The following is a 21,659-nucleotide window of genomic DNA, read 5'->3' as shown; positions in this document are numbered from 1 at the left end:
CTTCTTCGTGGCGATCGAAGAGATCCTCGATCTGGAACAACTCGAGGTCAACATCTACCGCGGGAGTGTGTTCAGCCCGCTCTCTGCGGACAACCAGCGCACCTTCGGGGGGCACGTCGCCGGCCAGGCATTGGTATCGGCGGTACGTACCGTGGATCCGCGCTACCGGGTCCACTCGCTGCACGGATACTTTCTGCGTCCCGGAGATGCCAAGGCGCCCACGGTGTTCACCGTGGAGCGGGTCCGCGACGGTGGTTCGTTCTGCACGCGGCGCGTCAACGCCATCCAGCACGGCGAAACCATCTTCAACATGTCGGCGTCGTTCCAGACCGAACAGCAGGGCATTGAGCACCAAGATGTGATGCCCGACGCACCCGACCCGAAAGACCTGCCCGACATCGCCGCGATGAAGGCCTTCGACGACGAGGGATTCAAGGCGTTCGCCGAGTGGGATCTGCGCCGGGTGCCGCGTGAACAGCTGCCGCACATGCCGGGCAAGGTTGCCGAGCAGCAGGTCTGGTTCCGCCATCGCGACCGGCTGCCCGACGATCCGGTGCTGCACATCTGCGCGCTGGCCTACATGAGCGACCTGACCCTGCTGGGCACCTCCTGGGCGATCCACCCGGGTGAGCGGGACGTCTTGCAGGTGGCGTCGCTCGACCACGCGATGTGGTTCATGCGCCCGTTTCGGGCCGACGAATGGCTGCTCTATGACCAGTCGTCGCCGTCGGCGGGTGCCGGCCGGGCGCTGACCCAGGGCAAGATCTACAACCGATCTGGGGACATGGTGGCGGCCGTCATGCAGGAAGGGCTGACCCGCTATCCGTCGGGATATCAGCCGACCAGCCAGTGAGCGGCGCGCACATCGGCGTCCTCGCCTTGCAGGGCGACGTTCGTGAACACCTTGCCGCCCTGAGCGCAGTCGGTGCCGATCCGGTGCCGGTACGCCGCCGCTCCGAGCTGGATTCGGTCGACGCGCTGCTGATTCCCGGCGGCGAGTCGACCACGATCAGTCATCTGCTGCGCGAGTTGGAGCTGGCGGATCCGCTGCGGGCCCGGCTGGCCGATGGGATGCCGGCGTACGGTTCCTGCGCGGGAATGATTCTGCTGGCCAGCGAGATCCTCGATGCGGGCGCGCAGGGGCGTGCCGCAATTCCGTTGTCAGGCATCGATATGGCCGTGCGGCGCAACGCTTTCGGCCGTCAGGTCGATTCATTCGAGGGTGACGTCGATTTCGACGGCTTGGACGAGCCGGTACACGCGGTATTCATCCGAGCACCCTGGGTCGAGCGGATCGGCCCGGGCGTTGCGGTGCTGGCCGAGGCGGCGGGTCATCCTGTTGCGGTGCGGCAAGGTCGCGTGCTGGCCACCTCGTTTCACCCGGAGGTGACCGGTGACCGCCGTATTCACCGGATCTTCGTCGACATCGTCGCGGGACGGGCCTGACTCGTCGCACCCATAGCTGGCCGCCAGTTGGGTGACCGGGAACACCGCCGCGAAGACCGGCCAGGCATGATGTCCGCATGGCAGATCTCGCGCGGGGCGGATTTCGTCGCGCAGTAAAACTGGCGAGCCTCCCGGCCGGAGTCGCAGGCCGCGCAGCGCTCGGTGTGGGCAAGCGGATGACCGGCAAGACCAAAGACGAGGTCAACGCCGAGCTCCTGGAGAAGGCCGCCGACGAGATGTTCAAGGTGCTCGGCGAGCTCAAGGGCGGCGCCATGAAGGTTGGCCAGGCGCTGTCGGTGATGGAGGCGGCGATTCCTCCGCAGTTCGCCGAGCCGTTCCGAGAGGCGTTGGTCAAGCTCCAAAGCGAGGCCCCGCCGCTGCCGGCCGCCAAGGTGCACCGGGTGCTCGACGCCCAGCTCGGCACCAAATGGCGGGAGCGTTTCGCGTCCTTCGACGACACCCCCGCCGCCTCGGCGAGCATCGGACAGGTCCACCGGGCGGTCTGGAAGGACGGCCGCGAGGTCGCCGTGAAGATCCAGTATCCCGGTGCCGACGAGGCGCTGCGCGCCGACCTCAAGCTGATTCAGCGGTTCAACTGGGTCGCCAAGCAGGTCGTTCCCGGCGCCGACGTGGACCGGCTGGTCTCGGAGATCAACGACACCCTGGAAGCCGAACTCGAATACCGCCAGGAGGCCGACAATCAGCGGGCCTTCGCCAAGGCCTATGCCGACGACCCGAAGTTCTTCGTTCCGGCGGTGATCGCCAGCGCTCCGAAGGTCATCGTCTCGGAGTGGATCGAAGGGCGGCGCCTGTCGGCGATCATCAACAGCGGCACGAGACAGGAGCGAGACTCCGCGTGCGCGCTGCTGCTGGAGTTCACCTTGAGCTCGCCGGCGCGTGTCGGCCTGGTGCATGCCGACCCGCATCCGGGCAACTTCATGATGCTGCCCGACGGTCGGCTGGGCGTGATCGACTTCGGCGCGGTGGCCGAACATCCCGAGGGCATCCCGCCGGGATTCGCCGAACTGCTGTGCTGGGCTCGGGACGAGCAGTGGGACGAGGCGATCCGGCTGCTCAAGCAACTCGGGTTCATGCCGGCCGACTATGACCTGAGTGCCGAGCAGCTGGTGGAGTACATCCAGCCGCTGTGGCCCTACATCGACCCGCTGCGCTCGGGGGAGTTCCACTTCACCCGCAAGTGGTTCCAGAAGTCTGCGTTGGTCACCACCGATCCGATGGCGGAAGGCTTCGCCGACCGTTTCAAGATGGCTCGCCGGCTGACCATTCCCGCTGGTTACGTCATGTTGCTGCGCACGCTGGGCGGTCTACTGGGCGTCGCGGTGCAGCTGGACGCGCACGTCGACTACGCCGCGCTGATCGAGCGATGGGCTCCGGGATTCTTCCCGCCCGAGCAGCCCCCGGCACGCAATCAGGACTGACACGTAGACTCGTCGCGCAAAGTTTTGACGCAACAGTGAGGTAGGGCAACCGATGAGCGGCCATTCCAAGTGGGCGACCACGAAGCACAAGAAGGCTGTCATTGACGCTCGTCGTGGCAAGAATTTTGCGCGGTTGATCAAGAATATTGAGGTTGCGGCGCGGGTTGGTGGTGGGGATCCGTCGGGTAATCCGACGTTGTATGACGCCATTCAGAAGGCGAAGAAGAACTCGGTGCCCAATGACAATATTGAGCGGGCGCGTAAGCGTGGTGCGGGTGAGGAAGCTGGTGGGGCGGATTACCAGACGATCACCTATGAGGGGTATGGGCCTAATGGGGTGGCGGTGTTGATTGAGTGTTTGACCGACAATCGTAATCGTGCGGCCAGTGAGGTGCGGGTGGCGATGACCCGTAACGGTGGTCAGATGGCTGATCCTGGGTCGGTGGCGTATCTGTTCAGTCGTAAGGGCACGGTGACCTTGGATAAGAATGGGTTGACGGAGGATGACGTGTTGGCGGCGGTGTTGGATGCCGGTGCTGAGGATGTCAATGATTTGGGGGAGAGCTTCGAGGTGATCTCGGAGCCGGGGGATTTGGTGGCGGTGCGTAGTGCGTTGGTGGATGCCGGGATCGATTATGACTCTGCTGAGGCGAGTTTTCAGGCGTCGGTGAGTGTGCCGGTCGATGTCGAGGGTGCGCGCAAGGTGTTGAAGTTGGTTGACGCTCTTGAGGACAACGACGACGTGCAGAACGTGTGGACCAACGTCGACCTGTCCGACGAAGTACTGGCAGCCCTCGAAGCCGAATAAGCGTCCCCGGCAGACGGCTGGTTTGGCTCACCGGGAATGCAATCCGGTACACGTCGGTTGCGCTGGCCTTCAGCACCCGCGTGATCTCGCCCTCGAGGCTTTGCCGTAAGTCGGCTGACGATAAGTGTTCGATCCCCGTTGTCGGGTGCGAGAACGGCTCGAGCAATAGCCAACCTAACTGCAGCGTTGCCGCATTGGCGCCAGCAAGGCGGCCGGTGAGTTCCTCGTCGCAGCTGCGTTGGCCGTGCCCTACCAGATTTGCTGCGATGGGGAACCGCTCCCGGAGTCGCCCGGCCGGAAAACCGTCGCGGATTGCGCGGGCCGGCATCCGCCACTTCAGCCCTGTTCTGGGTTGTCAGCCACCTAGCTACGCTAGCCGCACTACATCGGTGTAGTCGCTTGACCAGCGGGCGCGCGTCGCGGCGTGCTCGACGCACCGATCCGCCAATTCATGGAGGTCCTGATGGCCGCTCCCACGCAGGCCGCCGGCCGAGTCGTGCCGGGTTGCCAGGAATCGCGGGATCGTCAGCTGAACCGCCAGGGGCGATGTCGCCGCTGCTGCCTGTGACACCACGGGGCGGGTTACACGTTCGGTGACCGCAAGCGGGCACCCACGCCAATGTCGTTCACGGTCGGTACGCCGCACCCTGACGGTCTTCTCTACTTTCGACCGCATTTCGCGGTATTCAGCTTCGCCGTCGGCGGCCGCCGGCTTTCTTCCGACTTTCTTCCGGCTCGTCTGACGGCCACGGCGGACGAATCTTCCTGCTTGCCAGGGCGGTTGCCTCGTTGCGCAGTTCGTTGGCTCGAATCACCCTGTCGTCGAGTCTATCCCGCTGTTGAAGTGGGTTGCGCGCACGCTTCCGCGCGCGCTCATCGAGCATTGCCGAGACAGTAAACCATTGTGGAACAACACATATCGATCTGGATTCTCCAGCTACCAGGGCTGTAGTGACCGCCGATTCCCGGGATCGGCATTCGATGGCGAGGGCCTGTTTCCTCCGATGTTCAAGTGCCGGTGCACCTTTCGGAACCTGCTGATTCAAACTCAACGCAAGTCGTTTCCCGGGATTAACATGACCAGGGTCGAACCTGAACAACGTTTAGCGACAACATGTTTCGTGTTGCTTCCCGCTTGCGTTGGATGCTCGACCCCGGCTTTCCTGGTGCAGTGCGTCTCTGGTTGGTGGTCGACACCGGTGGGCCGTGATGGTCGTATGAGTACCCACCGGGAAGTCGCCAGGGATTCGCCCCAGTACGGAAGGAGATTGGTCATGCCGCTACATGTCGTCCCTGAAGGACTGGCCGCCGCCTGCGCACGCGTGGAAGCACTGACAGCCAGGCTGGCGGCGGCACACGCCAGTGCAGCGCCGGTGATCACGGCGGTGGTTCCCCCCGCGGCCGACCCGGTATCAGTGCAGAGCGCGGTCACGCTCAGCCTCTTCGGCAGCCGGCATGAAGCGGTAGCGGCCCAGGGCACAGCCGAACTCGGCCGATCGGGGATCGGAGTGGGTGAGGCCGGCATCAATTACCTCGCCGGTGACGCCGCAGCGGCGTCGGTGTATCCGAACTGGCGGCTTGCGTGACCGCGCCAGCCTGGATGGCGTTGCCGCCCGAGTTTCATTCAGCACTGTTGAGCAGCGGGCCAGGTTCGGGCCCGGTGTTGGCCGCAGCTGGCACATGGAGCTCACTGAGCGCCGACTACGCATCGGCCGCCGAGGAACTCGGCGAGGTCCTGGGGGCGGTAGAGGCCGGGGCGTGGCAAGGACCGAGCGCCGAATCGTACGCGGCGGCCAATGCCCCCTACCTGGCATGGCTGACGCAGGCCAGCGCCAACAGTGCCGCCGTGGCCGCCCAGCATCAGACCGTGGCCGCCGCCTACACCGCCGCGTTGGCGGCGATGCCGACGCTGGCTGAACTCGCCACAAATCACACGGTTCACGGGGTGTTGCTGGCGACGAACTTCTTCGGAATCAACACCGTCCCCATTGCGATCAACGAGGCCGACTACGCGCGGATGTGGGTCCAGGCAGCCACCACCATGAGCACCTATGAGGCGGTCGCGGGCTTGGCCGCGGCGTCAACCCCGGAAACCCCCGTGGCGCCGACGATCCTCAAATCGGCGGCGCCGGCGGAGACGTCGGATCCGGCGGACCCGTGGGGGCCTGCGCACACCTGGACCGACCCCTTGCTGGAAGGTATCGCACAGGTGCTGCGGGCCGTGGGGATCAACTGGGAACCCGGCGCCGGCACCATCGACGGGCTGCCTTACTCGGCGTACACCAGCCCACTGACCGTGCTGTATTGGGTCAAGAACACCGTGACCCTCATCCAAGAGGTCGACTACGTCATCGCGAACGTGGGTGCTCACCCGGAAGTCGCACTGCTGCTTCTCAACCCGGCTACTCTCTCGACATTCTTGATCGCGCATCCGCTGGTCGCCATCGAACTGGGTGCCGCGATCGCCTCCACGCTGACCGCGCCGTTGGCGAGTCTGAGCGCGTTCGCGGCACTGGCAGCTCTGCCATGGCCGGCCGACGCACCCATCCTGGTCGACTCGGTTCCCGACGTCGCCTCGGCGCCTGACTCGGTCGCAACGATCTCCAACCCGCACCTGGTGAGCGTTGCCGGGTCGGTGCCTGCCGGCGGATCCCCTGGGGCCGGGGTGCCGGCGAGCGCCTCGGCCGGTGCAGGGGCCCCAGCACCGGCGCCGGCGGCAGTCGCGGGAGCGGGAATCGCATTCCCCTACATGATCGGATTCGGGGGCGGTCCCGGGATCGGCTTCGATTCGACCAACCGAACTGGAACGGGCACCGGCGCACGAGCGAAGAGCCCGGCATCGGATTCGGCGGCAGAAGAATCCGCCGCGCGCCGACAGGCCCGCAAGCGCCGGCGCCGGCGGACGCAGTTGCACGATCACGGCGACCAGTTCGCCGACATGAACGTCGATCCCGAATGGGCATCGCCGGACGACAGCCCGACTGCCTCCCAGGGCAGCGCGGGAGGGCTCGGGTTCGGAGACGGCGCCGTCAAACACGCTGCGCGAGAAGCGGGTTTGACCACCGTAAGCGGTGATTCGTTCAGTGGTCTCCCGATTGAACCGTTGATGCCGAGCACCTGGACCGGTCAATCGAGCGATGGGGTGGATCACCACCGGGATCACTGATCGTCGCTCAACGCAAGGCAATCGATGTCGACAGGGAGATAGACCGTGAGTTTGTTGGATGCGCCTGAAACAGGGCGGCTAGCGTGACCGCGCCGGCGTGGATGGCGTCGCCGCCCGAGATCCATTCAACAATGCTGACCAGCGGGCCGGGGCCGGGCTCGGTATTGGCCGCGGCTGGGACATGGAAATCGCTGAGCGCCGAGTACTCCTCGGCGGCGGTGGAACTCAGTGAGGTGCTGGCAGCGGTGCAGGCCGGGGCATGGCAAGGACCAAGCGCCGAAACCTATGTTGCCGCCAACGCGCCATACCTGGCGTGGCTGACGCAGGCCAGCGTCGACACTGCCGCAGCCGCCGCCCAGCATGAGGCCGTGGCGGCTGCCTACATCACCGCGTTGGCGGCAATGCCGACGATGGCGGAACTGGCCGCCAATCACGCCGTTCACGGGATACTCCTGGCGACGAATTTCTTCGGGGTCAACACCGTCCCGATTGCGATCAACGAGGCCGACTACGCGCGGATGTGGGTCCAGGCCGCCACCACCATGAGCACCTACCAGGCGGTCGCGAGCTTGGCTGCCGCATCAATACCGCCGACCGCCGCGGCACCTGCAATCCTCAAGTCAGAGGCCCCGGCGGCGCCCGCGGACACCTCGGACCCCTGGGGCCCTGCCCACACCTGGACCGACCCATTCCTCGAAGGCATCGCGGACTTCATTGATTCGGCCTTGGGCCTGCGCTGGGACCCGGTGACCGGCACCATCGACGGACTGCCCTACAGCTCCTACACCAACCCGTTGACGGTGGCGTACTGGCTCAAGAACACGTTGACTCAGATCCAGGAGATCGACTACATCGTCGCCAATCTCTCGACGAACCCGGAAGTGGGCCTGCTGCTTCTCAACCCGGTGACTCTTGCACCGTGGTTGCTTGCGCACCCACTGACCGCCATCGAGCTGGGCGCCGCGATCTCCTCGAGCCTTGCCGCGCCCTTTGCCAGCATGAGCGCACTTGCGGCCCTGGCAGCCCTGCCGAAGCCGTTCGAGCTGCCTCTTGTTCTCGACGCGGTTCCTGAAGTCGTCGCGGCGCCCGCCGCGTCGGCCGGGACCGGGTCGAACGTGCACGTGGTGAGCGTGGCCGGGTCGGTGCCGGCCACCGGATCCCCCGCGGCCGCCCCGCCGGCCAGCGTCCCCGGCGGTGCGTCACCTCCGGCGCCTCCTGCGCCCGCAACAGCCCCGGCAGTCGCCTTCCCCTACATGATCGGATTCGGGGGCGGTCCCGGCACCGGATTCAATACGAGTAACAGGACCGGAAGCGGCACCGGCTCACAGGCAAAGAGCCCGGCATCGGACTCCGCGGTGGAAGAGTCGGCCGCGCGACGCGCGTCGCGGTCACGGCGCCGCCGGCGGACTCAGATTCGCGAACACGGCGAGCAGTACGCCGACATGAACATCGAAGTGGATCCCGAATTGGGCCCCGAACTGGGTGGTGGCCCAATCGCTTCGCGGGGGAGCGCAGGCGGGCTCGGGTTCGGCGGAAACGTCGTCAAACACGGTCTACGAGAAGCCGGATTGGCCACCTTGACCGGCGACTCGTTCAACGGGGTTCCCAGCGAGCCGCTGCTGCCGGCCAGCTGGACCGGTCAGTCGACCGAAGGAGTGGATCGCAACGCAGAGAACTGATCGTCGGTGAACACAAAGCAAGCGATGTGGAGAGGGAGATAAGCGATGAGTTTGTTGGATGCGCATATTCCGCAGTTGGTCGCCTCAGAGTCGGCGTTTGGTGCCAAGGCGGCGTTGATGCGATCGACGATGGCGCAGGCGGAGCAGACGGCGTTGTCGGCGCAGGCATTTCATGTGGGTGAGTCCGCCGTGGCCTTTCAGGGGTCACATGCCCGGTTTGTCGCGTTGGCGGCGCGGGTGAATGCATTGCTGGACATGGCGCAGGTCAACCTGGCGGACGCGGGCAGTACCTATGTGGCGGCCGACGCGGCCGCGGCGAGCACCTACACCGGATTCTGACGAGAAGGGATTTTGTGATGTCACAGATTCTGTACAACTACCCGGCGATGCTGGCCCATGCCGCGGAGATGAATGGTCACGCGGGCACATTGCAGGCCGTGGGTGCCGATATCGCCAGTGAGCAGGCGGCGTTGCACGCGGCGTGGCAGGGCGACACCGGACTGACTTATCAGGCGTGGCAGGCGCAGTGGAACCAGGCGATGGAGGAGTTGGTGCGGGCCTACCACGCGATGGCCACCACGCATGAGTCCAACACCCTGGGGATGCTCGCCCGCGACACGGCCGAGGCCGCCCGCTGGGGCTGACGCAGCGCCCGTACCGAAACATCCCTTCACCCGAAAAGAACTCTGCCGAACCAAATTCGGCAGGTTGGCGTGTTGGATTCCCCCATCCGCACGCCGGCTTGAACCGCTCAACAACTAGCTAGATCAACAAAGGAGAAAGTTTCATGTCCAGCCAATCGTTGTCCACCCGTTCCGACCTGGATGTGGTGAAGCTCGGCGAATACATCGGCGCCCGGATCGACGGAGTCCAGTTGGGCGGTGACTTGGACACCGAGACCGTCACCGCGATCAACGACGCTTTGGTCGCGCACAAGGTCATCTTCTTCCGTGGGCAGCACCATCTGGACGATGTCAGCCAGTTCGAGTTCGCTCAGCTGCTGGGAACGCCGACGGCCCCCCACCCGCTGTTGCCGGGCGAGGGCGCCATTCTTCCGATCGACTCCTTCGGCGGCACCAGCGCGAGCAGCTGGCACACCGACGTCACCTTCGTGGACCGGGCACCCAAGGCGTCACTGTTGCGGGCCGTGGAGCTGCCGCCCTACGGCGGAACCACGCTGTGGGCGAACACCGTCACGGCCTACGAGCAGCTGCCCAATCCGCTGGCGCGGCTGGCGGATGAGCTTTGGGCGGTGCACAGCAACGCCTTCGACTACACGCAGCTCGAGGTGGCTGACTCCAAGCAGCTCGAGAAGTACGCCGATCTGCTGCAGTCGGAGGAGTTCCAGGCGTACGTCCAGGCGTTCAACTCCACGACGTACGAGACGCAGCACCCCGTGGTGCGGGTGCACCCCGAGAGCGGGGAACGCTCCCTGCTGCTCGGCAACTTCGTGCAACGGATCGCGGATGTCAAGAGCTCCGAGTCGCGTGCGCTCTTCCAGCTCTTCCAGGAGCGGATCACTCGGCCGGAGAACACCATCCGGTGGAACTGGCAGCTGGGCGACCTGGCGATCTGGGACAACCGGTCCACTCAGCACTACGGAGTCTCCGACTTCGGGCAGGCGCACCGGCGGTTGCACCGGATCACCCTTGCCGGCGACATTCCGGTCAGCGTCCACGGCGAGCGCAGTCGCGTCATCCAGGGCGACGCTTCGGCGTACTCCGTCATCGGAGAGCCTCGAGCGGTGGCATAAGCCACCAATCGTTTCGGGCCGTACAGCTTTGAGTGGGAAGTGATTCGAGGATGAGCAACCGTGACGTGGGCGTGCTGGAGGCACGTACTCGCACAACCAAGGTGGACGGCGACATCGTCAGCCGGTTCGCCACCTGCAGTCGAGCGCTGGGTATCGCGGTCCACGGTCGGAAACGGCCCGCCGACCTGGCCGCGGCCCGCGCCGGCTTCGCCGCGCTGACCCGTGTCGCCCACGATCAATGCGATGCGTGGGTGGGACTGGCCGCGGCGGGCGATACCTCGGCACGGGTATTGGAGGCGGTCTGGCGCACCGAGCTGACGGTGGGTGCTCTGCAGCGGCAACTCGACCTGCAGCACGGTGCGCTGGGCTTCCACTACGACTCCGGTCTGTACCTACAGTTCCGCGCCACCGATCCCGACGATTTCCAGCTGGCCTATGCCGGCGCGCTGACCGCGGCCGGCCGGTATGGAGAGGCGTACCGACTTGTCACCGAGATCGCCGAGCGCCGACCGGGTTTCCGTGATGCCCGCTGGCTCGCCACGGTGATCCACTATCGCGCCGAGCGGTGGTCGGATGTCGTGAAGCTGTTGACTCCGATCGTCAACGACCCGGAGCTGGACGAATTGTTCGCCCACGCCGCCAAGATCGCCCTCGGCAGTGCGCTGGCGCGGCTGGGTATGTATGCCCCGGCGTTGTCGTACTTGGAGGAGCCGGCAGGGCCGATCGCGGCCGCGGCCACCGACGGGGCCTTGGCCAAGGGATTGGTCCTGCGTGCGCAGGACGATGAGGAGACCGCGGCCGAGGTGCTGCAGGACCTCTATGCCGCCAACCCGGAGAACGAGCAGGTCCAGCAGGCGCTGTTGGACCACAGTTTCGGGATCATCACGACCACCGCGGACCGGATCGCCGCCCGGACCGACCCGTGGGACCGCGGCACCGAGCCGAACGAATCCGACTTCATCGATCCCGGCGCGCATGAGCGCAAGGCGGAGTTGCTGGCCGAGGCGGAGCGTGAACTCGGCGAGTTCATCGGCCTCGACGAGGTCAAGGATCAGGTGCAGCGGCTGAAAAGCTCGGTGGCGATGGCGATCCGGCGCGAGCAGCACGGTCTGGCCGTGGCTCAGCGCGCCCATCACCTGGTCTTCGCCGGCCCGCCCGGGACCGGTAAGACCACCATCGCTCGTGTGGTGGCCAAGATCTACTGCGGCCTGGGCCTGCTGAAGAAAGAGAATGTGCGCGAGGTGCACCGTGCCGACCTGATCGGGCAGCACATCGGTGAGACCGAGGCCAAGACCAACGCGGTGATCGACAGCGCCCTTGATGGTGTGCTGTTCCTGGACGAGGCGTATGCCTTGGTGGCCACCGGCGCCAAGAACGACTTCGGTCTGATCGCCATCGACACCCTGCTGGCGCGGATGGAGAACGACCGCGACCGGCTGGTGGTGATCATCGCGGGTTACCGCGCCGACCTGGACCGGTTCCTGGACACCAACGAAGGTCTGCGGTCACGTTTTTCTCGCAGCATCGACTTCCCGTCCTATACGGCGGGCGAGTTGGTCGAGATCGCCACTGTGATGGCCGAGCACCGCGACAGCGTCTTTGAACCGAGTGCCCAAGAAGACTTGCAGGCGCTGTTCGGTCAGCTGGCCGCGGCGTCGCACCCCGATGCCAACGGTGTCGAACGGCGCAGCCTGGACATCGCCGGCAACGGCCGGTTCGTGCGAAACCTCGTCGAACGCTCCGAGGAGGAGCGCGAATTCCGGCTCGATCATTCCGAACAGGCTGGCACCGAGGCATTCACCGATGAGGAGCTCATGACTATTACTGCCGAAGACGTCCGTAACTCGGTCACGCCGTTGCTGCGTGGCCTGGGCTTGGAGGCCAAGGTATGAGCGCACCTTCGGACCGGTCTGATCTTACGGAAGACGGGCGGCGCTCGTTCGCGTCGCGAACCCCGGTCAACGACAATCCCGACCGAGTCGAGTACCGGCGCGGTTTTATCACCAAGCATCAGGTCAGCGGCTGGCGATTCCTGGTGCGGCGGATCTCCTCGGGCCTTGCCCTGCATGACACCCGGATGCTCGTGGAACCGCTGCGCACCCAGTCCCGCTCGGTGTTGATGGGGGTGGTCCTGTTGGCCACCGGAGTGGCCGGCAGCTTTGCACTGTCTTTGATCCGGCCGGGTGGATCCGCCGGCAACGATCCCGTGTTGGCTGACCGGTCCACGTCGGCGCTGTATGTGCGGGTCGGAGAGGAGCTGCACCCGGTGCTGAATCTGACCTCTGCGCGGCTGGTCGCTGGTCGTCCAGTGAATCCCACAGCAGTGAAAGCTGCCGTGTTGGACAACTTCCCGCGTGGCAATCTGCTGGGTATTCCGGGAGCGCCGGAGCGGTTGGTGCAAAACGCAGACGCCGACGCGAACTGGACGGTGTGCGACGCGGCGTCCGGCAGCGCCACTGGCGTGACGGTGATCGCCGGGCGGCTGGACACCGACGGGAGTCGCGCTGACGCCTTGGGAACACAGCAGGCGGTGCTGGTCGACAACGGTGCCGGCGCCTGGCTGTTGTGGAACGGCAAGCGCAGCCGGATCGACCTCGACGATCGGGCCGTCACCGCCGCGCTGGGCTTGGATGTCGGTGCATCCAAGCCTCGGCTGATCGCTTCGGGACTGTTCAATGTGATTCCGGAGGCGCCCGCACTGGTGGCGCCGGTGATCCCCGATGCGGGGAACCCGCTGCCGTTCGCGTTACCGGTGCCGGTTTCCATCGGCTCTGTGGTCGTAGCGCATGAGATCGACGACAGTTCCGACACCGCCCGGCAGTACTACGCGGTGTTATCCGATGGCTTGCAGCCGATTTCTGGGGTGTTGGCGGCGGTGTTGCGTAATACGGATTCGCAGGGTTTGGATCGGCCGCCTGTGTTGGGTGCTGATGATGTTGCGCGGTTGCCGGTTTCGCGGCAGTTGGATGTGTCGCGTTTCCCGGAGCAGCCGGTCAGGGTGGTTGATGCGGTGTCGGCGCCGGTGACGTGCGCGCAGTGGAGTAAGCCTGCGGGGGCGAGTACGAGTTCGTTGAGGTTGTTGTCGGGTTCGACGTTGCCGTTGCGTGAGGGTGTGCGGACTTTGGATTTGGTGGGTGCGGGAGTGGGCGGTACCGCCGCACGCGTCGCGCTGGCGCCGGGGTCGGGCTACTTCGCGCAGAGTGTCAACAGTGATCCGGCGGCCAATGCGAGTGCGGGCCCGCTTTTTTGGATCTCCGACACCGGTGTGCGGTATGGCATTAACACCGAGGCCGGCACCAATGGTGGCGAGGGAGACACTATCGCCGCACTGGGTTTGAGTGAGCCGGCTGTGCCGATTCCGTGGTCGGTGTTGTCGCAGTTTGCTGTGGGGCCTGTGTTGTCGCGTAGTGATGCGTTGTTGGCGCATGACGGGTTGGCGCCGGATGCGCGTCCGGGTCGTCGTGTTGCTGGTGAGTTGGGTGGCGTTTCTAGTGTTGGAGAGTCGCGATGAGTCGTTTGATTTTTGAGGCGCGTCGCCGGCTTCCGGTGCCGCCTGTTGATAGGGGCACGATCACGATTGAGCCGCCGCCGGAGTTGCCGCGGTTGGTTCCGGCGTCGTTTTTGCAGCGGGCGTTGCCGGTGGTGATTGTGGTGTTGATTGTGGGCATGGTGATTGCCATGGTCGCGACGGGGATGCGGTTGGTGTCTCCGGTGATGTTGTTCTTCCCGTTTGCGTTGTTGGTGGCGGCGGCCGGTATTTATCGGGGTGGGGATAAGAAGGCCCGCACCGTTGAGGTGGATGCCGAGCGGGCGGATTATCTGCGGTATTTGTCGGTGGTTCGGGACAATATTCGTGGTTCGGCGGCTAAGCAGCGGGCGGCGGCGCAGTGGTCGCATCCCGATCCGGCGGATTTGGTGGCGGTGCCGGGTTCGCGTCGGCAGTGGGAACGCGATCCTCATGATGAGGATTTCTTGGTGGTGCGCACTGGGCGGCATGCGGTGGCGTTGGCCAGTGCGGTGCGGGTGGCTGATACCGCTGATGAGATTGATTTGGAGCCGGTGTCGCACAGTGCGTTGCGCAGCTTGCTCGATACCCAGCGCACGGTGCGTGATGTGCCCGTCGGTGTGGATGTGACGAAGCTGTCGCGGATCACGGTCCTGGGTGAGGGCGAGGCGGCTGCTGATGAGGTGCGGGCGGCGCTGCGGGCGTGGATCGCTCAAGCGGTGACCTGGCATGACCCGACGATGTTGGGGGTGGCGTTGGCGTCACCGGAGCTGGAGACGCCGGCGTGGTCGTGGTTGAAGTGGTTGCCGCACACCGATATCGCCGGCCAGGTCGATGGGGTGGGTCCGGCCCGCTATTTGGCGGCCAGTGGTGAGGAACTGGTGGGCTTGTTGGCCCCGGTGCTGGCGGGCCGCCCGCCGTTTACCGGTGATGCCGGTGAGTCGGGTCGGCATGTGTTGGTGATCATCGATGATCCCGAGTTTGATGTGGCCGCTTCAGCGTTGGGCGCCGCGCGGGCGGGGGTGACGGTGATTGTTCGCGGGACGGTCGCCCCGAATCGGGAGCAGTATTGCGACCCGGAGCGCCCGATCCTGCGGATCAGCGCGGGTGGGGCGGCGATTGATCGGTGGCAGTCCGGCGGCTGGCAACGCTACGTCGACGCCGCGGACCAGCTCGGCGCGGCGGAGGCGGCGCATGTGGCGCGGCGGTTGTCGCGGTGGGATTCCAACCCGACCCATGCGGGGTTGCGCTCGGCGGGCACGCGTGGGGCCACGTTCACCACGTTGTTGGGGATCAGTGATGCGTCGCGGTTGGATGTGCCGGCGTTGTGGGCGCCCCGCAGCCGTGAGGAGGAGTTGCGGGTGCCGATTGGGGTGACCGCGACCGGCGAGCCACTGTTCTTTGACCTCAAGGATGAGGCCGAGGGCGGGATGGGGCCGCATGGGTTGATGATCGGCATGACCGGCTCGGGTAAGTCGCAGACGTTGATGTCGATTCTGTTGTCGTTGTTGACGACGCATTCGGCGGATCGGTTGATCGTGATCTACGCCGACTTCAAGGGGGAGGCCGGCGCCGATATTTTCCGGCATTTCCCGCAGGTCGTTGCGGTGATCTCGAACATGGCCGAAAAGAAATCGTTGGCCGATCGGTTCGCCGACACGTTGCGTGGTGAGGTGGCGCGGCGGGAGTTGCTGCTGCGGGAGGCGGGCCGCCGTGTTCAGGGCAGTGCCTTTAACTCGGTGACCGAGTATGAGGCGGCGATCGCCGCCGGCCATGATTTGGCGCCGATCCCGACGTTGTTCATCGTCGCTGATGAGTTCACGTTGATGCTGGCTGATCACCCCGAGTACGCCGAATTGTTCGACTACGTGGCGCGTAAGGGCCGCTCGTTTCGCATCCACATTCTGTTCGCCTCGCAGACCTTGGATGTGGGCAAGATCAAGGACATCGACAAGAACACCTCGTACCGGATCGGGTTGAAAGTCGCGAGCCCGAGTGTGTCGCGTCAGATCATCGGGGTCGAGGACGCCTATCACATCGAGTCGGGCAAAGAGCACAAAGGTGAGGGCTTTTTGGTGCCGGCCCCGGGTGCGGCGCCGATCAAGTTCCGCTCCACCTATGTCGACGGGATTTACGACCCGCCCCGCCAATCACGGGCCGTGGTGATGCATGCGCTGCCCGAGCCGAAACTGTTTACCGCCGGTGTGGTCGATGCCGGGCAGGAAACCACGATCGTGGGTGAGGTCGAGGAGGAGGTGTTGGGTCCGCCGCGCAAGCTGATCGCCACGATCGGCGACCAGCTGGCCCACTACGGGCCCCACGCCCCCGCCTTGTGGTTGCCGCCCCTGGATGAGCCGATCCCGCTCGCGACCACCCTGGCCGATGCCGGGATCTCCGAGCGGGCGTTGCGGTGGCCGCTGGGACAGATCGACAAGCCCTTCGAGATGCGGCGGGACCCGCTGGTCTTCGATGCCCGCTCCGCCTCGGGGAACCTGCTGATCCATGGTGGCCCCAAGTCCGGGAAGACCACCGCGTTGCAGACGTTCATCGTCTCGGCGGCGAGTCTGCATTCGCCGCGGGAGGTCAGTTTCTACTGCCTCGATTACGGCGGCGGCCAACTGCGGGCCCTGCAAGACCTGGCCCATGTCGGCAGTGTCGCCTCAGGGCTGGAGCCTGAGCGGATCCGGCGCACCTTCGGGGAACTCGAACAACTGTTGGCGGCACGTCAGCAGCGTGAAGCGTTCCGGGACGGCAGCATCGGCTCCCTTAACGATGGCTACGGCGAAGTCTTTTTGGTGATCGACAACCTGTATGCCTTCAGCCGCGACAACACTGATGCGTTCAACACCCGCAACCCGTTGTTGGCCAAGGTCACCGAACTGGTCAACGTCGGGCTGGCCTACGGCATCCATGTGGTGGTGACCACGCCGAGTTGGCTGGAAGTGCCATTGGCCATGCGCGATGGCCTCGGCCTGCGCCTCGAGCTCAAGCTCCATGATGCCCGCGACAGCAACGTGCGGGTCGCCGGAGCCCTCACCCGTCCGGCCGAAGCGGTGCCGGCCAATCAACCGGGTCGCGGTTTGACGATGGCCGCCGAGCATTTCCTGATCGCCCAACCCGATCTGGGCCAGATCGAGGCCATCAATGCCCGCCACCCCGGTCTGGCGGCGCCGCCGGTGCGGTTGTTGCCGACCAACCTGGCTCCCGAAGAAGTCGGGGTCAGCTATCCGGCGGTCGATCATGTGGTCATCGGGGTCCGCGAAGAGGACCTGGCACCAGTGCAGGTGGACTTCACCACCAACCCGCTGCTGCTGGTGCTCGGGGACGCCAAGTCCGGTAAAACCACTTTGCTGCGGCACATCATCCGCACCGTGCGCGAGCACTCCAGTGCCGAACAGGTGGCGTTCACCGTGCTGGATCGGCGCCTGCACCTTGTCGATGAACCGTTGTATCCGGACAATGAGTACACCGCGAATGTGGATCGGGTCATCCCGGCCATGCTCGGATTGTCGGCGTTGATCGGATCCCGCCGGCCCCCGGCCGGATTGTCGGCAGCCGATCTAGCTGGGTGGAGCTATGACGGTCACACCCACTACCTGATCATCGATGATGTCGACTCGATCCCGGACACCCCGGCCCTGACCGGCCCGTATGCCGGGCAGCGGCCGTGGACCACCTTGATCGAGTTGCTGTCGCAAGCAGGCGATCTGGGATTGCGGGTCATCGTCACCGCACGGGCCACCGGTTCAGCACACGCGTTGATGACCAACCCGCTCCTGCGCCGCCTCAACGACCTGCAAGCCACCACCCTGATGCTCTCGGGCAACCCCGCCGACAGCGGCAAAATCCGCGGCCAACGCTTCGCACGCCTACCCGCAGGACGCGCAATCCTGCTGGCCGACAACGACGAACCCACCTACCTACAACTCGTCAACCCACAATTCAGCCAAACCTTGACGCACTAGGAGAAGAACCCATGTCCCTTCTGAAGTTGAGGACCCCATGATGGCCAACACTGTGATTCCGATCGTGCGGATAGCTGTCCTGGCCGAGAGCCGGCTGACGGAGATTGCTCTGCCCGCGGACCTGCCGCTACGCGAGATCCTGCCCACCGTCCAGCGCTTGGTCGTGCCAACCGCTCCCGACGAGGCTCAAGACAGTGCCGGTAACACGGACCGGCTCAGCCTTGCGCCGATCGGCGGCGCACCGTTCAGCCTGGATGCCAGCCTGGACACCGTCGGCGTGGTCGACGGGGACCTCCTGGCCCTGCAGCCGGTGCCCTCCGGGCCTTCGGCGCCCGGCATCGTCGAAGACATCGCCGATGCTGCGGTGATCTTCTCGGCCTCCCGGCGCAAGCCGTGGGGACCGCGGCACATCGGGACCGGAGCACTCGCGGCGGCTGTCGGATTGATCTTGGCCGCAACGGGTCTGGCCGTCACCTATCGGGTGGTCACCGGAGCCCCGGCGGGGTTGTTCGCGGCCGGCGCGATCGCCGTACTTGCCGTGCTTGCCGCGTTCGTCGCCCGCCCACCGTATGACGGAGCGTTGTCCATCGCCGCGCTGGCGCCGATCGCCTCGGCACTGGCCTTGGCGGTGCCGGGGCAATTCGGGCCGGCACAGCTGACGCTGGGAGCCGCCGGCGTTGCTGCGTGGTCCTTGATTCGCGTCATCGGCTCGCACCGTGACCTTGGATTCTTCACGGCAACAGCCGCGGTCGGTGGCGGCGTTGCCCTGGCGGCTGCGGTCGAGGCACTGTGGCCGCTGCCGCTCAGCAGCATCGGCGGCGGCCTGGTCGTGCTGGCCCTGTTACTCACCGTCTCGGCTCCGCAATTGTCTGCGCTGTGGGCACGGTTGCCGCTGCCGGTCATCCCCGCGCCTGGAGATCCGACCCCGGCGGCTCCGTCACTGCGGGTGTTGGAGGACCTGCCGCGTCGGGTACAGGCCAGTGAGAAGTACCAAACCGGATTCATCGCCGGCGGCGTGCTACTTGGCGCTCTTGGCTCGTTTGCCATTGCTGCGCAACCCGAAACGGTTCCGGCGTGGGGATGGTACGTGGTGGTGGCCAATGCGGTCGCCGCCGCACTGCGCGCACGGGTGTGGGATTCCGCCGCGAGCAAATCCTGGCTGCTGGCCCAGCCTTATCTGCTGACGGTGGCGCTGCTGGTGCTCTACGGTGCAACGGGCCGCTATCTTGCCGCGCTGATCGCGGTCGGGGTCCTGGCCGGCTTGGTGTCGATATGGGTGTTGGCCTCCGTGCTTCCGGCCGTCGCCGATCCGCACAGCTATTCGTTGCCGGTGCGCCGGCTGGTCGGCTTCCTTGCCTCGGGTCTGGACGCATCGCTGATACCGGTAATCGCCTACCTGGTCGGCATTTTCGCCTGGGTCCTCGATCGATGAGCCGTTCCCGAATCGGCCCGGCGCCCGGGTACTCCCGGGCAATCCGGCTCGGCGGTGCCGCCGGGGTCCTGGTCGCCGCGCTGTGGACATCCCCGCCGGTCTTGGCGATCACCCCGCCGACCGTAGACCTGGGCGTCGTACCACCCAGCGGCACTCCCGGGCCGGTGCAAGCCACCCAGCAGAACAGCGAGTGCGGCACCACCGAGATCATCGCCGGCACCGATCTCAAGGATCCCCCTGCCGCGCAACGGCAGATCGACCTTGCCGGCGCCTGGCAGTTCGCTCGCGGCGACGGCCAAACCGTGGCCGTCATCGACACCGGGGTGCGGCCCGGCCCGCTCCTACCTGCCGTCGAGCCCGGTGGCGACTACATCGGCACCACCGACGGCCTCACCGACTGCGACGGGCACGGAACGCTGGTCGCCGGGCTCATAGCCGGCCAGCCCGGCGACGACGGTTTCACCGGCGTCGCGCCGGCGGCCCGGCTGCTGTCCCTGCGCGCCGCTTCCGCAAAGATCACACCGGCAACCTCCAACGGTGATCCGGAGTTGGCGCAGGCGGCCTTCATTGTGACGGCCCTGAGTCGGGCGATCGTGCACGCCGCGGATCTGGGTGCACGGGTGATAGCGGTCTCTGCGGTGCATTGCGTGCCCGCCGACCGCAACATCGACCAGTCCGAACTCGGCGCGGCCATTCGCTATGCGGCGGTCGACAAGGACGCCGTTGTGATCGCCGCGGCCGGCGACAGCGGTGCCACCGGGTCGGTTGGCGGTGGAACCGGTTGCCAGTCCAACCCGCTGACCGACCTGGGCCGACCCGAGGACCCGCGCAGTTGGGGAACCGTTGCATCGGTGTCGATCCCGTCGTCCTGGCAGCCCTATGTGCTGTCGGTGGCATCGCTGGCGCCCAACGGCCAGCCCTCGAAATTCACCACGGCCGGGCCGTGGGTCGGTCTCGCCGCACCTGGCGAGAACATCGTGTCGGTGAGTAACCGCGACGACGGTGGCCTGGCCAACGCGCTGCCCGGTGCTAGGCAGAAACTGGTGCCGCTCAACGGCACCGGTTACGCCTCCGGCTATGTGGCCGGCGTCGCGGCGCTGGTTCGGAGCCGGTATCCGGAGCTGAGCGCGGCACAGGTGATCCACCGACTCACCGCCACCGCGCACAACACGGCCCGCGCACCGTCCAACATCCTTGGCGCCGGATCCGTTGACCCGGTGGCCGCGCTGACCTGGCAGCTGCCGGCCGGAGCCGTCCTGGACGCGGTGCCGCTGAAACGGGTGGCCCCGCCTCCGCAACCCGAACCGAAGAACTACACGCCGCAGCTCGTCGCATTGGGCGGCGCAGCGGCACTGGGATTGGCCGTCGGCGCCGCCGCAATAGCGGCACGCCGGAGAAAGGAGACCGCCCTGTGAGCACCCACCGATCATCCTGGCCCGGTACTAGCCGAATCGCCGTGGTGCTTTTCGCTGCGGTGGCCGTGGCCGCCGCCTACCCCTGGCACGCGGCACGCGAGCGTTGGGTGCTGGGCATCGGCATCGCCGTCGTAGCGGTCTTGTTGGCGCGATGGCGTGGGTTACCCCTGACGACGCTGCTGCGGCGCCGGGTGGCGCTCAACCGCGGCAAGCACGGGGAACGCCGGGCCCACAGGACAATCACGGACCCGCGGGTCACCGCGCTGCTGAACGTCGCGGCGCCGCAGGATGACACCGATGCGCTTCCGCTGCCGCTGATCGCCCGCTACCTGGACCGTTACGGCCTGCGGGCAGACTCGATCCGGGTCACCAGCCGCGACGTCGGAGACCAGGCCGGCGCACGGGAGCGGACCACATGGATCGGGTTGACCTTCTCCGCCGTCGACAATCTCGCTGCGCTGCAAGCACGTTCCCCCGAGATCCCCCTGGACAAGACCGCTGCCGTCGTGGCACGCCGACTCGCCGATCACCTACGGGAATCCGGTTGGGCGGCCAGCGCCATCGAGCCGGACGATATCCCGCGCCTGGACTCCGCGGGCTCCCGCGAGACCTGGCACGGGATAGCGCAGGAAAGCGGAGACCACGTTGCCGCATACCGGCTCACACCCGGACACGACCTGCCGGAACTGCTTTCGAAGGTCTGGGCCCACCCGGCACCTGAAACGTGGACCGCGCTGGAGGTCGCCGGCTCCGGCGACGACCAGACGCTGGCGTTCGCGGCCGCATTCCGCACCGAAGCCCAACCCGGCGCCGGTGGACCGCTGCCCGGATTGAGTCCGCAACCAGGAGCCCAACGCTCGTCGCTGGCGGCCCTGCACCCGTCATCGGTGCAGCGCCTGGACGGCCATGCCGTCGTGGCCCGCGACTGGCTGACACGGCTCCGGTGGCCCAGCAGCACCGCCCGGCGTTCGCCGGTTGATGCCATCGTGGGCTGAACAGCGGAGGCCTAATCGCCACGAAGGTTCGCTGTTCACGACGGCTGGTCCCCACG

Annotated in this window: 16 protein-coding genes; all 16 read left to right on the top strand. The window is 66.1% G+C overall.

The features are described 5' to 3' along the window. The first annotated feature begins 7 nt into the window (after positions 1-7). Positions 8-853, top strand: a complete 846-nt coding sequence (gene tesB / locus ACKY0X_RS13010; protein WP_409426368.1) for an acyl-CoA thioesterase II — start codon at positions 8-10, stop codon at positions 851-853. Beyond that, positions 850-1,446, top strand: coding sequence for a pyridoxal 5'-phosphate synthase glutaminase subunit PdxT (gene pdxT, locus ACKY0X_RS13005; RefSeq protein ID WP_409426367.1), 597 nt, complete (start codon positions 850-852; stop codon positions 1,444-1,446). The genes tesB and pdxT overlap by 4 nt, the downstream gene beginning before the upstream one ends. Before the next feature lie 77 nt (positions 1,447-1,523). Then, the gene (locus ACKY0X_RS13000) at positions 1,524-2,885 is read left to right on the top strand and encodes an ABC1 kinase family protein (RefSeq protein WP_065039132.1); all 1,362 of its coding nucleotides are present in this window, start codon (positions 1,524-1,526) and stop codon (positions 2,883-2,885) included. Positions 2,886-2,937: 52 nt separating this feature from the next. Continuing rightward, positions 2,938-3,693, top strand: a complete 756-nt coding sequence (locus ACKY0X_RS12995; RefSeq protein WP_409426353.1) for a YebC/PmpR family DNA-binding transcriptional regulator — start codon at positions 2,938-2,940, stop codon at positions 3,691-3,693. A 1,274-nt stretch (positions 3,694-4,967) separates the two neighbouring features. Continuing rightward, positions 4,968-5,279 (top strand): PE family protein, encoded by a 312-nt coding sequence (locus ACKY0X_RS12990; RefSeq protein WP_409426366.1) that lies wholly within the window; start codon positions 4,968-4,970, stop codon positions 5,277-5,279. Beyond that, positions 5,276-6,859 carry a PPE domain-containing protein gene (locus tag ACKY0X_RS12985; protein ID WP_409426365.1) on the top strand — a complete coding sequence of 528 codons (1,584 nt, stop codon included), beginning with the start codon at positions 5,276-5,278 and terminating at the stop codon, positions 6,857-6,859. The genes ACKY0X_RS12990 and ACKY0X_RS12985 overlap by 4 nt, the downstream gene beginning before the upstream one ends. 101 nt (positions 6,860-6,960) lie before the next feature. Beyond that, complete coding sequence (locus tag ACKY0X_RS12980) at positions 6,961-8,538, top strand: PPE domain-containing protein (protein WP_409429620.1); 1,578 nt, start codon at positions 6,961-6,963, stop codon at positions 8,536-8,538. Positions 8,539-8,583: 45 nt separating this feature from the next. Continuing rightward, positions 8,584-8,877, top strand: a complete 294-nt coding sequence (locus ACKY0X_RS12975) for a hypothetical protein (protein WP_064891024.1) — start codon at positions 8,584-8,586, stop codon at positions 8,875-8,877. Between the two features lie 17 nt (positions 8,878-8,894). Then, complete coding sequence (locus tag ACKY0X_RS12970) at positions 8,895-9,182, top strand: WXG100 family type VII secretion target (protein ID WP_409426364.1); 288 nt, start codon at positions 8,895-8,897, stop codon at positions 9,180-9,182. A 143-nt stretch (positions 9,183-9,325) separates the two neighbouring features. Further along, on the top strand, positions 9,326-10,291 hold the full coding sequence (locus ACKY0X_RS12965) for a TauD/TfdA dioxygenase family protein (protein WP_409426363.1): 966 nt from the start codon (positions 9,326-9,328) through the stop codon (positions 10,289-10,291). Positions 10,292-10,341: 50 nt separating this feature from the next. Continuing rightward, positions 10,342-12,183 carry a type VII secretion AAA-ATPase EccA gene (eccA, locus tag ACKY0X_RS12960; RefSeq protein WP_409426362.1) on the top strand — a complete coding sequence of 614 codons (1,842 nt, stop codon included), beginning with the start codon at positions 10,342-10,344 and terminating at the stop codon, positions 12,181-12,183. After that, positions 12,180-13,802, top strand: a complete 1,623-nt coding sequence (gene eccB, locus ACKY0X_RS12955) for a type VII secretion protein EccB (protein ID WP_409426361.1) — start codon at positions 12,180-12,182, stop codon at positions 13,800-13,802. Before eccA ends, eccB begins: the two co-directional genes overlap by 4 nt. Then, a complete protein-coding gene (gene eccCa / locus ACKY0X_RS12950) occupies positions 13,799-17,761 on the top strand; it encodes a type VII secretion protein EccCa (protein WP_409426360.1) in 3,963 nt (1,320 codons plus the stop codon). The genes eccB and eccCa overlap by 4 nt, the downstream gene beginning before the upstream one ends. A 37-nt stretch (positions 17,762-17,798) precedes the next feature. Next, complete coding sequence (gene eccD, locus ACKY0X_RS12945; RefSeq protein ID WP_409426359.1) at positions 17,799-19,193, top strand: type VII secretion integral membrane protein EccD; 1,395 nt, start codon at positions 17,799-17,801, stop codon at positions 19,191-19,193. After that, positions 19,190-20,608, top strand: a complete 1,419-nt coding sequence (mycP, locus tag ACKY0X_RS12940; protein WP_409426358.1) for a type VII secretion-associated serine protease mycosin — start codon at positions 19,190-19,192, stop codon at positions 20,606-20,608. Before eccD ends, mycP begins: the two co-directional genes overlap by 4 nt. Beyond that, positions 20,605-21,603, top strand: a complete 999-nt coding sequence (gene eccE / locus ACKY0X_RS12935) for a type VII secretion protein EccE (protein ID WP_409426357.1) — start codon at positions 20,605-20,607, stop codon at positions 21,601-21,603. The genes mycP and eccE overlap by 4 nt, the downstream gene beginning before the upstream one ends. Positions 21,604-21,659: the final 56 nt, after the last annotated feature.

The organism is Mycobacterium sp. SMC-11 (assembly GCF_046250095.1).
GTDB classification, from domain to species: Bacteria; Actinomycetota; Actinomycetes; order Mycobacteriales; family Mycobacteriaceae; genus Mycobacterium; species Mycobacterium heraklionense_A.
Note: the sequence above shows the minus strand (reverse complement) of the source record. Positions and strands in the feature narration are given on the sequence as shown.

Bases quoted from the DNA above. Each gene is read 5' to 3' on its own strand.
- ACKY0X_RS13000 (WP_065039132.1), top strand. From the start codon at position 1,524: ATGGCAGATCTCGCGCGGGGCGGATTTCGTCGCGCAGTAAAACTGGCG.
- ACKY0X_RS12995 (WP_409426353.1), top strand. From the start codon at position 2,938: ATGAGCGGCCATTCCAAGTGGGCGACCACGAAGCACAAGAAGGCTGTC.
- ACKY0X_RS12990 (WP_409426366.1), top strand. From the start codon at position 4,968: ATGCCGCTACATGTCGTCCCTGAAGGACTGGCCGCCGCCTGCGCACGC.
- ACKY0X_RS12980 (WP_409429620.1), top strand. From the start codon at position 6,961: ATGGCGTCGCCGCCCGAGATCCATTCAACAATGCTGACCAGCGGGCCG.
- ACKY0X_RS12975 (WP_064891024.1), top strand. From the start codon at position 8,584: ATGAGTTTGTTGGATGCGCATATTCCGCAGTTGGTCGCCTCAGAGTCG.
- ACKY0X_RS12970 (WP_409426364.1), top strand. From the start codon at position 8,895: ATGTCACAGATTCTGTACAACTACCCGGCGATGCTGGCCCATGCCGCG.
- ACKY0X_RS12965 (WP_409426363.1), top strand. From the start codon at position 9,326: ATGTCCAGCCAATCGTTGTCCACCCGTTCCGACCTGGATGTGGTGAAG.
- eccA (WP_409426362.1), top strand. From the start codon at position 10,342: ATGAGCAACCGTGACGTGGGCGTGCTGGAGGCACGTACTCGCACAACC.
- eccB (WP_409426361.1), top strand. From the start codon at position 12,180: ATGAGCGCACCTTCGGACCGGTCTGATCTTACGGAAGACGGGCGGCGC.
- eccCa (WP_409426360.1), top strand. From the start codon at position 13,799: ATGAGTCGTTTGATTTTTGAGGCGCGTCGCCGGCTTCCGGTGCCGCCT.
- eccD (WP_409426359.1), top strand. From the start codon at position 17,799: ATGATGGCCAACACTGTGATTCCGATCGTGCGGATAGCTGTCCTGGCC.
- mycP (WP_409426358.1), top strand. From the start codon at position 19,190: ATGAGCCGTTCCCGAATCGGCCCGGCGCCCGGGTACTCCCGGGCAATC.